The organism is Lentzea sp. HUAS TT2 (assembly GCF_051853195.1).
In the GTDB taxonomy this organism is placed as follows: domain Bacteria; phylum Actinomycetota; class Actinomycetes; order Mycobacteriales; family Pseudonocardiaceae; genus Lentzea.
This window is the reverse complement of sequence record NZ_CP196667.1, coordinates 9852513-9864438: the sequence shown is the minus strand read 5'-3', so window position 1 is coordinate 9864438 and position 11926 is coordinate 9852513. Positions and strand designations below refer to the sequence as shown.

Here is an 11926-nt window from a genome sequence, read left to right as displayed (position 1 = left end):
CGATGAAGAAGTTTCGCTGGCAGATCCTGACCATTGGTCTGGCTGTGGCCACTGTGGTCGGAGGCGTTCTCGCCGCGCCCGCGAGTGGCGCGTCGGGCGTGACGGCGGCGTTCACGAAGACGTCGGACTGGGGCACTGGCTACGAGGCCAAGTACACGATCGCCAACAGCGGCGGGTCCGCGCTCTCGTCGTGGACCGTCGAGTTCACGCTGCCGAGCGGGCAGTCGATCGCGTCGCTGTGGGACGGCAGTTATGCCGCCAACGGCCAGAACATCACCGTCCGCAGCACCTGGAACGGCAACGTCCCGGTCGGCGGCAGCACCAGTTTCGGTTTCACCGTCAAGGGTTCCGGCGCGAGCCCGTCCAACTGCAAGGTCAACGGCGGTTCGTGCGACGGCACCGGCAACCCGCCGACCACGACCACGACGACCACCACCACCACCACGACGTCGAACCCGCCGTTGCCCGGCACCGGCCGTGGCGCGCCCTACCTGTACCTGGGCTGGGGTGACCCGCAGAACGCCACGCAGGTCATGAAGGACACCGGCGTCAAGTGGTTCACGCTCGCGTTCGTGCTCTCCAGCGGTGGCTGCAACCCGGCGTGGGACGGCCAGCGTCCGCTGACCGGCGGCGCCGACCAGCAGACCATCAACGCCATCCGCGCGGCCGGCGGTGACGTCGTGCCGTCGTTCGGTGGCTGGAGCGGCAACAAGCTGGGCCCGAACTGCTCGACCCCCGAGGCGTTGGCCGGCGCGTACCAGCAGGTCATCAACGCCTACGGGCTCAAGGCGATCGACATCGACATCGAGAACTCCGACGAGTTCGAGAACACCGTCGTGCAGGACCGGATCATCGCGGCCCTGAAGATCGTCAAGAAGAACAACCCCGGCATCCAGACGATCGTCACCTTCGGCACCTCGACCACCGGCCCGAACTTCTACGGCAACCGGCTGATCGACCAGGCCAAGGCGCTCGACGCGAACATCGACGTGTTCACGCTCATGCCGTTCGACTTCGGCAGCTCCAACATCCGCACCGACACCATCGGCGCGGCCACGGGGCTGAAGAACAAGCTCAAGTCGACGTTCGGCTGGAGCGACGCCGAGGCGTTCAAGCACGTCGGCATCTCGGGCATGAACGGCCTGTCGGACCAGCGCGAGCTGACCACGGTCGACGACTGGACCGCGATCCGCGACTGGTCGAAGGCCAACGGCCTCGGGCGACTGGCCTTCTGGTCGGTCAACCGCGACCGCGGCGGCTGCGACGGCCAGGTGTCCGCGAGCTGCTCCGGCATCTCGCAGACCGCGCTGGCGTTCTCGAAGATCACCGCCGGCTTCTAGGCGGCTACGAGCCGTCAGCGCCATTTATTCGGTGGCGCTGACGGCCTACTCTTGTGCCATGCGACGACGACATTGATCTTCAACTGATCTGACCCGAACCGCGACGGCGTGGGCGTGGTGTTCGCACCTCATCCCGATCTACGCGCTGTACGCGTTGCTCTTCGCCGACAGCGGGCTGTCGGACGCCTCCATCTCGGTGCTGCTCGCGATCTGGTCGCTGACCTCGGTCGTGTTCGAGGTGCCGTCCGGTGCGCTGGCCGACCGCTTCTCGCGGCGAAGCTCTCTTGTCGCCTCCGGTGTGCTGCAGGCCTTCGGCTACGCGGCCTGGGTGCTGTTCCCGTCGTTCTGGGGCTTCGCCGCCGGCTTCGTGCTGTGGGGTCTGGGCGGCACGCTGCAGTCCGGCGCGTTCGAGGCCCTGCTGTACGACGGGCTGGCGGCCAACGGTGACGAGGAGCAGTACGGGCGCCTCAACGCCCGCGTCGACACCATCGAGCTGATCGCCCAGGTGCCGGTCGCGATCGTCGCCACCGCGCTGTTCTCCTTCGGCGGCTACGAGCTGGCCGGCTGGGTGTCGGTCGCGATGTGCCTCGCGTCGTCGGTGATCGCGTTGAGGTTCCCCGAACCTGAACGCGGTGACGAGGACGACGACGAACTCGGTTACCTCGCGACTCTGCGCACCGGTCTGCGCGCGTCCGTCCCGATCAAACGTGCTGTGCTCGCAGTGGCCTTCGTGTACGCCCTCGACGCGTTCGAGGAGTACTTCACGCTGCTGGCCCAGGACTGGGACGTGCCGACGGTGTGGGTGCCGATGGCGACGATCGGCGTGCCGCTGATGGGTGCCGCCGGTGCTTCTCTCGCCGGCCGGTTGCCGTTCCGGGGCTGGGTGCTGTTCGCCTCGGGCGTGGTGCTGATCGTGGCCGCGTGGCTGGCCGTGCCGTTCGCGATCGTCCTGTTGGGACTGTTCTACGGCCTGTACCGGTTCGTGCTCGTGCACGTGGAGACCGAACTCCAGCACCGGATCACCTCCGATGCCCGCGCGACGGTCACGTCCGTGGCCGCGATCGGTTCGGAGTTCGTGGCGTTCGCGGTCTACGGACTGTGGGTGCTGGGCTCGGCCTTCGCCATCGGCGTGCTGATCCTGCTGGTGGCGCTGGTGGTCCGGCGTCAGTGAGGGAGAGCGCGCGTGGGACGGCGTTCGTCGGTCGACTCGCGGTAGTCCTCGATCGCGAGCGCCACGTCGAACGCCGTCCGCGTGTTCTCCAGCGCCGGCAGGTAGTGCACGCCGCGGGCCAGCGCGTCCAGGTCGACGCTGAAGTACACGCCCATCAACGGGTTCACGAACAGCTCGCTGCCCTCGGTGCGCGTGGTGAACTGCACGTTCCCGAACTCACCGCGCAACGAGGCGGCGATCTGCCCGTTCACGATGCTGGGAGACAACGGCGTCGCGTCCTGGGCCTGCTGGACCGCGGTCGTGTACGCGCGGGCCTCGTGGCTGTCCGACGGGATCGACAACGCGCCGAGGTAGGCGCCCTGCCGGTCCAGCGCCGCCAGGTTCTCCAGCACGTGCGCGTGACACACGCCGTGGTGCGCGTCGACGCCGAACCCGAGGCTGGTCACGATCTTCACGGGACCGTCGATGCCCGCTACGGCGGCGAGGCTCGTCATGTCCTCGGTGGGCGTGCCGAGATGCTGCTCGTCGCCGCGCAGCAGGATGTCCGTGCCGCCGTCGACGAGCACGATCGCGTCGATGGAGTGCTTCTTGACGATCGTGCGGTACGCGCTGCGCAACGGCCGCACACCCGAGCGCGGGAACGCGTAGACGGTGTCGCCGAGGAACCGCGCGAGCTCGCGTTCGGGGAAGTACGCGTCCTCGCCGGAGGTCTCCGGTTCGACGGCGGCGAGCCCGCGCTCCAGCCACGCGTCGAGGTCGAGGCGTTCGAGGTCGCTGAAGCTGAGGCTCGCGTAGTGCACCCGCTTGCCCTGCCCGCGCAGCGCGACGCCGAGTGGAATGCCCGCGAACACGTCGAAACCGCCGCCCGCCCCGGCGATCAGGACGTTCTGTGCTTTGTGGAGTCTGGCGAAGAGCGGCGGTGTGGCAAGGCTGAACACACCGCCGACCCTAGCTTTTCGACGTCCGCGGGGCTGCTGACTTCGACGAGGAGGCGGTCGGGGTCGTGCGACAGGCCCTCGTCCAGGTCGGTGGCCAGCACGCCGATCCTCGGATGCGCTGCCTGGTCGCGGTATCTGCTCACGTGCTCCGCCTGGCCGGCGAACACGAACAGCCCGTCGTCGTGCTCCGCCGCCAGGTCGGCGATCTCCGGCGAGCGCGTGCACGCGTGCCAGACGTAGGGCCGGTCCGGCCACAAGGATCTGAACGTGGCGTAGTGCTCGATCGTCAGCGGCACGCCGTACTCGATCTCCTTGCCGAACCAGCCGAACACCTTCGCGGTGTTGCCGCGCCCGAGCACCAGGTCGGTCCTGCCAGGGGCGAGCAGTGCGAGCGTCGCGTACTCGGCGGCGAGCCTGGCCGGGTCGTTCGTGGTGATCAGCGTGGTGGCGGTGGAGAGCCGCAGGGTCGTCCTCGCCGCGATGTGGGCGAGGAGCGTGGCGGGCGAGGACGAGTTGTACGGCGGGTTGTGGTGCTCGCCGACCGCGAAGACGTCGAACCCCGCCTCGTCGGCCGCGACCGCCAGCGCGACGATCCCGGCAGGGGAGAGGTCACCCGCCGTGAACACGCCGATCTGCACGGTGCCCAGTGTCCTCCAGGAACTGCGTGAACGTGCGCAGCCCCGGATGCAGAGACCGCAGGGCCTCGATGTCGACGTCCGGTTCGGCGTCGCCGGCGAACACCTTCCGCAGCTCCGGGTCGTCGACCTGGAACTGCTCGTACTCCAGGCCCATCAGCCCGGCGATCTCCACGGGCGTCAGCAGGTCTCCGGCCAGCGTCAGCGACGAGCCGGCGAACCGGCCGGGATCGGCGAAGACCCGTGCGGCGATCGCGCCGATGTCGTCCACCGCGACCAGGTGGTGGCGGACCTCCGGGTGCAGCAGGTGGGTGAGCTTGGGCAGGCCGGGCGCGTACAGGCCGTCCATGAACGTCGTCGGCCGCAGCACGGTCGCAGGCAGGCCGATGGTGGCGATGTGCCGCTCGACCTCCCACTTGCTGTCGAACGACGCGACGCCGGTCTCCTCGACGGCCTCCACCAGCGACGCGTACACGAGGTGCCCGACACCGGCGGTGAGTGCGGCGTCGGCGACGTTGCGGCCCCACCTGGTCTCCACGGCGGGGGAGTAGCCCTGCGGGGAACGGGGGTCGTGCGGTGCGGGCTGGACGCTGAACACCGCGTCGGCACCGGCGAAGGCCTGCTCGAGCGACTCCGGCGAGTCCTGGTCGGCCACCGTGCCGCCGGGGACCTGCGGGTTTCTGGTCACCGCGCGGACTTCCCAGCCCGCCGCCGCGAGGTGCCGCGCCACGGCCCCGCCCTGCTTGCCGGTCGCACCCAGTACCGCCGCAATCATTTCTGCCCCCAGAAGGTCTTCTGCAGAACTATCACAGGTGCGGGTGCCGCCGCCTGGCCGATTCCACTGGCGGGGGAGTAACGCCAGGATCTTCCGAACAGATCAAACTGCACAAGCTGGACATCCGCGGAGGCCGCCCGTGCTAGTCGTACAGATCTTCCTGCCACTGGCGTTGGGCCTGGTCATGTTCGGGCTCGGCCTCACGCTGACCACCGACGACTTCGCCAGGGTCGCGAAGTACCCGAAGGCCGCGGTCATCGCGCTGGTCTGCCAGGTGATCATCCTGCCCGCGATCTGCCTCGGGCTGGTGCTCGCGTTCGGGCTCAAGGGCGTGCTCGCGGTCGGCATGATGCTGCTCGTCGCGTCGCCGGGAGGCACGTCGGCGAACCTCTTCAGCCACCTCGCGGGCGGCGACGTCGCGCTCAACATCACGCTCACCGCGATCAACTCGGTGCTCGCGGTGTTCACGCTGCCGCTGGTCGTCGGCCTGAGCATGGCGCACTTCATGGCGGACAACGCCGAGGTCGGGCTGCAGCCGGCGAAGTTCGTGCAGGTGTTCGCGATCGTGCTGGTGCCGGTGGCGATCGGCATGCTGGTGCGCCGCAGGTTCGAGGCGTGGGCGCTGAAGATGAACGACCCGGTGCGCATCGCGTCCGTCGTGGTGCTGGTGCTCGTCATCATCGCGGCGATCGCGCAGGCCTACCAGCAGCTGATCGACAACATCGGCACGCTCGGCCCGGTGGCGTTGCTGCTGAGCATCTTCAGCCTGCTGATCGGCTACTACGTGCCCAAGGCGTTCAAGGTCGAGCGCAAGCAGGCGATCGCGTCGGCGATGGAGATCGGCATCCACAACGCCACGATCGCGATCACCTTGGCGCTGACCGTGCTGAACGACGAGACCATGGCGATTCCGCCTGCGGTGTACGGGGTGCTCATGTACCTGCCGGCGGCGGTGGCGGCGCGGTTGTTGTCCCGCAACAACAAGGCTGTCGTCTAAAGCGGTTGCGGTGATGGTCGGGTCGAGCGTGACGAGTTCTCGGTGTTCGCCGCGATGCGGTGCGACCTGGGCACCTGGCCGGAGGTTCTGTACGTGACCCGGCCGGTGCCTCGACACCACGTTGATGTTGATGAGGGGGAGCCCTTCCCAACCTGAGGTTGATGAAGGGCTCCCCCTCATCGAACAAAACGGGCCTGTGCGGTTTCTGACAGGGGCACCTAGCTGGCGGACCCCTGCGGCGCGCGTCCGTGCGACTTGCCGGGCGCGCGCACGCCGTTCACCGTCGAGGTGTCGAACGCGAACGTGATCACCGCGGTGGCGATCGCGTCGGCGTTGACGTCCAGTGCGGTCAGGTTCAGGTTCGACCTGTTGTCGCACGGCTGGTGGTAACACGGGTCGAACGCGATGCCCGCGGTGCCGCCGTACCGTGCCGCCTGCTCGGCCGTCTTCACGTCCTCCGCCCCGGTGAACAGGCCGCCGGCCGGGATGTTGACCGCGATGAACGGCCCGTAGTCCGACCGCCCGGAGAAGTCCGTGTCCTCCGACGGCAGGCCGCGGTCGGCGTAGAACTTCTCGAAGACGTCCTCGATCTGCGCCGACCCCGGCGGGATCGGCACGGGCGCGGTGCCGCTCGAGTCGTCACCGTCGTAGATGCCGAAGAAGTGGTTCGGCGAGCCGACCATGTCGAAGTTCAGGTACAGCGCGATCCTGTCCTGGTCCGCCTGCGGCAGCGTGGCGACGTAGTGCTCGGACCCCAGCAGGCCCTCCTCCTCTGCGCCCCACCAGGCGAAGCGGACCTTCGCGTTGGGCTTGACCCTCTTCATGTGGATCGCGGTCTCCAGCAACGCCGCCGAGCCGCTGCCGTTGTCGTTGATGCCCGGCCCGTCCTGGACGCTGTCGAGGTGCGCGCCCGCCATGACGACGTTGTTCGCGTTGCCGTCACGGGTCTCGGCGAACACGTTCCACGCCTGCCGGGTCTCCTCGGTGAAGTCGACCTTCACCCTGACCGTGGCGCCGGGGGTGAGCACGATGAGCTCCTGGGCGGCGGCGAAGGTCGCGAACACCACGGGGATCGCGAGCCCCGGCGTGTCCCCGATCGGCGTCGACAGACCGGTGCGGCCCGGCTGGCCCTCGTTGAACAGGATCACGGCGGACGCTCCCGCGGCCTGGGCGTTCAGCGCCTTGACGCTGAACCCGCAGGTACCGCGCTGGATCATCGCGACGCGGCCGGGGACGAACCCGGCGAAGTCCGCGGCCTCACACCCGCTGGTGCTGGTGTTCGGCACCGGGGCGGGCGGCACGATCACGTCGACCGGCTGGATGACTCCGGTGACGTCACCCTCGAACGTCGGCGTGAACCCGTTGCGGGTGAACTCGTTGTCCCGCTGGAAGATGCGCGGGACGGGCGCGATGCGGTCGAGCCGGGAGTTGTCCTCCACGTACGGGAAGTCGAACGCCTGCACGCTCGGTGAGTAGCCCGCCGCGTTCAGTTGCGAGACCACGTAGTTCACCGAGGCCTGGTATCCAGGACGTCCGGCCGCGCGGTCGCCGTGGGTGTCCGCGATGGACTGGAACGCGTCGAGATGTCGCAGGACGCCGTTCAGCGTCACGGCTTTGGTGAGCTTCGCAGGGGAGTTGTTGTTGGGATCGGCGAGTGCCTGTCCGGTCACAGCCAGTGGTAGAACCAGTGTCAGGACCGACAACAGCGCCAAGCGCCGAGGACGTTTGAACATCGGTGTGCCTCCATGCGTACTTCGCCGCCGAATGCATCCCCCGACGCTTATCTGTCCGAAGTGTCTTGTGTTACACCCTTGCTACGGGAGGTGGGTGTTTGTTCCGGTTGCTGGAGACCGCTCTGCGCGTCGAACCGCTGGAAGGAGACGGTCTCACCAACGTCCTGCACCTCGTCACGCTGGCCGACGGGCGCAAGGCCGTGCTGCGTCAACCGAAGGTCGCGCGCGACCTGCCGAAGTTCGTCGTGCCCGGAGCGCCGGAGGTCCTCGCGCACAACGGCCGCGGTGACGTGCTGGTCGAGTACGTCGAGGGCCGGACGCTCGCGGACGCGCTGCCGGTGTCCGATGTGGTCTGGCAGCGCGTCGGCGAGGCGTTCGCGAAGGTCCACGGGGCAAGGCTGCTGCACAACGACGTGAACCTCTACAACATCATCGTCGGCGACGACCACGCCACGCTGATCGACTGGGACAACCCGGGCCAGGGCAACCCGCTCGACGAGCTGGCGGCGTTCGAGGAGCACCTCTACCTGCACGGGGCCGTGCTGCCGCCGGCGTTCTGGACGGGGTACGGCCACACGCCCGACCTGTTCCTGCTGCGCGTGCACCGGATCGCGGGCTGCATCGGCTGGCTCGCGAGCGAGGACTGGCAGGAGTGGGAGGACGACCGGACGCTGCGGCCGGAACTGCTGGCCAGGGTCCGGAACTGGCGGCGGCTGCTCACGAGCTGGCTCGCCGACCAGCTCCGGACCGATCTGGCTTCAGCGGCTGAGGTTGCGGTACTTCACGACCGACAGCGGCCAGAAGATCGCCACGAACACCGCAGGCCACAGCACAGCCAGTAGCAGCGAGTTCTGCGCTGCCCACGAGTCGCCGCCCACACCGGGGTTGCCGAACAGCTCACGCGCCGCAGCCACTGTCGACGACAGCGGGTTCCACTCCGCGACCACCCGCAGCCAGCCCGGCATGAGCTCCGGCGAGACGAACGTGTTCGCGAACATCGTCAGCGGGAACAGGAACATCCACGACGCCTGCGCGGCCTCCGGCTTGACCAGCAGGCCGAGGTAGATGCCGACCCAGACCAGCGCGAACCGCAGCCACAGGAACAGCGCGAACGCCACCAGCGCGTTGAACAGCCCGGCGTGGAACGACCAGCCGATCGCCAGCCCGCACAGCGCGAGCACCAGCAGTTCCAGCGACGAGTTCACCAGGTCCGCGATGCTGCGCCCGGCCACGACGCCGGTCTGCGACATCGGCGAGGCGCGGAACCGGTCCGTGACGCCCCGGTCGGCGTCCATCGACACCATCGTGATCGTGCTCGCGACGCCGAACGCGATGGTCTGGCCGAACATGCCCGGCAGCAGGAACTCGATGTAGTCGCCGCCGCCGAAGACGTTCATCGCGCTGCCGAACACCAACCCGAAGATCAGCACCGAGATGATCGGGTAGAGGAGGTTCGCGAACACCCTGACCGGTTCGCGCACCCAGTGGATCAGATCCCTCTTGGCGACGATCCACGAGTCGGCCGCCGCGTACTTGACCGCGCTCACGCCTGCACCTCCAGGACGGCCTTGTGGCCGGTGATCGCCAGGAAGACGTCGTCGAGCGTCGGCCGCCGCAACGCGATGTCCTCCGCCTCGACGCCGTGCGCCGCCAGTGCCGCGCTCACCCGCGTCAGCGCCGCCACCCGGTCGGCCACCGCCGCGCTCACCCGGAACGTGTCCGGGTCCACCTCGGCGTCCGGTCCCAGCACGTCCGCCACGACCGGCAGCTCGTCGGCGTTGCGGACCACGACCTCGATCCGGTCCCCGCCGAGCTTGGACTTGAGCTGGTCCGGCGTGCCCTGCGCCGCCACGCGGCCGGTGTCCATCACGACGATCTGGTCGGCGAGCTGGTCGGCCTCGTCCAGGTACTGCGTCGTGAGCAGCACCGTCGTCCCCTCCGCGACGACCCGTTTCACCTCCCGCCAGACCTCGCCGCGGTTGCGCGGGTCGAGGCCGGTCGTCGGTTCGTCCAGGAACAGCACCGACGGGCGCATGATGAAGCTCGACGCCAGGTCCAGGCGCCGCCGCATGCCGCCCGAGTACAGCTTGGCGCGCTTGCCGGCCGCGTCGGTCAGCCCGAACTGCTCCAGCAGCTCGTCCGCCCGGATCTCGGCCTGCCTTTTGGTCAGGTGGTAGAGCCGCCCCCACATGACCAGGTTCTCCTTGCCGGTCAGCACGTCGTCGACCGTGGACTGCTGGCCGTTCAACGCGACCTGCCGCCGCACGGCCGGTGCCTCCCGCGCCACGTCGTGGCCCGCGACCTCGGCGCGGCCGCCGTCCAGGCGCAGCAACGTGGCCAGGATGCGCACCGCCGTGGTCTTGCCCGCGCCGTTCGGGCCGAGCAGACCGCAGACCGTTCCGGCCGGTACGGCCAGGTCGAACCCGTCGAGCGCCGCCTTGCGGTCGAACACCTTCCGCAGGCCTTCCGCGAGCACCGCGTGTCCCACGCCTTCACCCCCGTGATTTAACTGCTTACAACGTACGCAGAGTGTACGTTGTACACGGTTCTAGGATTCACAGCAAGCAGGTATGTGAAGGGGGCTGGGTGAAGAGCGATCGGGACCGGAGCGTGCGGCTGCTGTGGGAGCCGCCGGCCGAGCCGACCAGGGGACCCAGGGCCGCGCTGAGCCAGTCGCGCGTGGTCGAGGCGGCCATCAAGGTGGCCGACGCCGAGGGGGTCGAGGCGCTCACCATGCGCCGGGTCGCCGAGACGCTGGGCAACACCGCGATGTCGCTCTACCGGCACGTGCCGGGCAAGTCCGAGCTGCTGGACCTGATGGTCGACGCGGCGTGGGGCGAGACCGAGCACACGCCGAAGGGCCCGTGGCGCGCCGGGCTGGAGTTCTTCGCCCGGCAGATGTGGGCGATGTACCGCGCGCACCCGTGGATGCTCCAGCTGACCGCCTCGCGCCGGATGCCGGGCCCGCAGGCGATGACCCGGCAGGACGCGGCCTACGCGGTGGTCTCCGAGCTGGGGCTCGCGTCGGAGGAGATCGTGGCGGTGGTGGCGTCGGTGTCCCACTTCGTCCACGGTGTCGGCCGGACGATGGCGGACCGCGTGCAGGCCGAACGGGAGACCGGCGTGTCCGAGGAGGACTGGTGGGACGGCAGGGAGGCGCTCTGGGAGCACTTCACGCCGGACCGGCTGCCGATGACGACGCACATCTGGAACTCGGGCGGCTTCGAGCGGATGCTCGACGACTTCGAGTTCGGTCTCGCGAGGGTCCTGGACGGCCTCCAGGTGTTCATTGAGACGGAGGATCGACCGCTGGTTCGTCCAGAGACGTGCCTGTAGTCGTACGCGGCACCTTGAGTCGTCCGATCGAGTGAAAAGGGCAGCTCAGGCAGGGGTTGAAGGGTAGTTGAGCGGTTACGTAATGCCATTGTTATGCGCAATCAGAATGAACTCGTTCGCAAGCTGAACCGACCACTCCTATCTGCCCGTTTTCCTTCGTGACACCGTTTCGCCGCGGGGGTCGAATCGGGACGACGAGGAGGTCGTATGACAGCTGGCGCGCACGACGCGGTCACCCTTGGCTGCTACGCGCTCGGCGTTCTGGACGCGAACGAGAGTCTTGGTGTGGAGCAGCACCTCCGGGGCTGTACGGCCTGCCGTGCGCAGGTCGCCGACTTCCATCGGATCCGCACGGCGCTCGACGACGTGCCTCGTGAAGCGTTCCTTCATGAGCTCGAGGACGACCTTCCCTTGCCGTCGGACCTGCTGCTGCAGCGCACGCTGCGGCAGATCAGGCAGGAGTCGGCCATCCCGCAGCAGCGGGAGGCCGCCCCACGCCCGAGAGCCAGTCCGCGGCCGGTGGAGGAGCTTCCCGAGCCGCTGCACGCGAAACCCCGGCGCTGGCCGGGCTATCTCGCCGCCGCGGCAGTCGCCGCGGTGGTCGCGTTCGGGGGCGCCGCGGTGTTCATGCAGAACCAGGCACCGGGCACGTCGGTCGCCGGACCTCTCACGGGAGAGGCCACAGCGGCCGGCGGTATCAAGATGGTCGCCGAGATCAAGCAGTCTTCGCAGGACCGCTACCAGGTCAGCGCGAAGATCAACGGTCTGCCGGCGGCTCAGAAGTGCAAGCTGATCGTGATCGGCAAGGACGGCAGCAAGACCGAGGCCTTCGCCTGGACCTCGACCGAGAAGGGCAAGGTCGACGGGTCCGAGGTGTCGGGCATGGTCAGCGTCTCGCCGGACAAGGTGAAGTCGGTCGCCGTCGAGAACGCCGAAGGCAAGGCGTTCGTGGTGGCGAACCTGTAAGGACGCAAAACAAACGGAAGGGCCCGGATTCCTGA

Annotated in this window: 12 protein-coding genes; 6 read left to right on the top strand and 6 right to left on the bottom strand. The window is 68.6% G+C overall.

The features are described from left to right. Positions 1-2: 2 nt before the first annotated feature. A complete protein-coding gene (locus ACSHWB_RS46675) occupies positions 3-1340 on the top strand; it encodes a cellulose binding domain-containing protein (RefSeq protein ID WP_439659780.1) in 1338 nt (445 codons plus the stop codon). Between the two features lie 154 nt (positions 1341-1494). Continuing rightward, complete coding sequence (locus ACSHWB_RS46670) at positions 1495-2511, top strand: MFS transporter (protein WP_439659779.1); 1017 nt, start codon at positions 1495-1497, stop codon at positions 2509-2511. Here ACSHWB_RS46670 and ACSHWB_RS46665 read toward each other — a convergent pair. The 3 genes from ACSHWB_RS46665 to ACSHWB_RS46655 are packed head-to-tail and all read right to left on the bottom strand — an operon-like array spanning position 2505 to position 4859. Next, entirely contained in the window at positions 2505-3449 is a 945-nt protein-coding gene (locus tag ACSHWB_RS46665) for a DUF1152 domain-containing protein (protein ID WP_439659778.1), read from the bottom strand. The genes ACSHWB_RS46670 and ACSHWB_RS46665 overlap by 7 nt on opposite strands. Continuing rightward, positions 3389-4087 carry an LLM class flavin-dependent oxidoreductase gene (locus ACSHWB_RS46660; RefSeq protein ID WP_439659777.1) on the bottom strand — a complete coding sequence of 233 codons (699 nt, stop codon included), beginning with the start codon at positions 4085-4087 and terminating at the stop codon, positions 3389-3391. The genes ACSHWB_RS46665 and ACSHWB_RS46660 overlap by 61 nt, the downstream gene beginning before the upstream one ends. Continuing rightward, positions 4059-4859, bottom strand: a complete 801-nt coding sequence (locus ACSHWB_RS46655; protein WP_439659776.1) for an NmrA family NAD(P)-binding protein — start codon at positions 4857-4859, stop codon at positions 4059-4061. Before ACSHWB_RS46655 ends, ACSHWB_RS46660 begins: the two co-directional genes overlap by 29 nt. A gap of 139 nt (positions 4860-4998) precedes the next feature. Here ACSHWB_RS46655 and ACSHWB_RS46650 point away from each other — a divergent pair, with 139 nt between their 5' ends. After that, a complete protein-coding gene (locus ACSHWB_RS46650) occupies positions 4999-5856 on the top strand; it encodes a bile acid:sodium symporter family protein (RefSeq protein ID WP_439659775.1) in 858 nt (285 codons plus the stop codon). Positions 5857-6074: 218 nt separating this feature from the next. On the opposite strand, the gene ACSHWB_RS46645 is transcribed toward ACSHWB_RS46650, so the two are convergent. Beyond that, entirely contained in the window at positions 6075-7589 is a 1515-nt protein-coding gene (locus tag ACSHWB_RS46645; protein ID WP_439659774.1) for a M28 family metallopeptidase, read from the bottom strand. 98 nt (positions 7590-7687) lie between these two features. Between ACSHWB_RS46645 and ACSHWB_RS46640 the strand changes: the two genes are divergently transcribed. Continuing rightward, positions 7688-8431, top strand: coding sequence for an RIO1 family regulatory kinase/ATPase domain-containing protein (locus ACSHWB_RS46640; protein WP_439659773.1), 744 nt, complete (start codon positions 7688-7690; stop codon positions 8429-8431). Here ACSHWB_RS46640 and ACSHWB_RS46635 read toward each other — a convergent pair. After that, positions 8348-9136 (bottom strand): ABC transporter permease, encoded by a 789-nt coding sequence (locus tag ACSHWB_RS46635; RefSeq protein ID WP_439659772.1) that lies wholly within the window; start codon positions 9134-9136, stop codon positions 8348-8350. The two genes, ACSHWB_RS46640 and ACSHWB_RS46635, sit on opposite strands and share 84 nt — an antisense overlap. After that, on the bottom strand, positions 9133-10077 hold the full coding sequence (locus tag ACSHWB_RS46630) for an ATP-binding cassette domain-containing protein (RefSeq protein WP_439659771.1): 945 nt from the start codon (positions 10075-10077) through the stop codon (positions 9133-9135). Before ACSHWB_RS46630 ends, ACSHWB_RS46635 begins: the two co-directional genes overlap by 4 nt. Positions 10078-10175: 98 nt before the next feature. On the opposite strand from ACSHWB_RS46630, the gene ACSHWB_RS46625 reads away from it, so the two are divergent. Together ACSHWB_RS46625 and ACSHWB_RS46620 are read left to right on the top strand one after the other, a co-directional pair. Beyond that, positions 10176-10925, top strand: a complete 750-nt coding sequence (locus ACSHWB_RS46625; protein ID WP_439659770.1) for a TetR/AcrR family transcriptional regulator — start codon at positions 10176-10178, stop codon at positions 10923-10925. A gap of 207 nt (positions 10926-11132) precedes the next feature. After that, a complete protein-coding gene (locus tag ACSHWB_RS46620; RefSeq protein ID WP_439659769.1) occupies positions 11133-11891 on the top strand; it encodes an anti-sigma factor family protein in 759 nt (252 codons plus the stop codon). Positions 11892-11926: the final 35 nt, after the last annotated feature.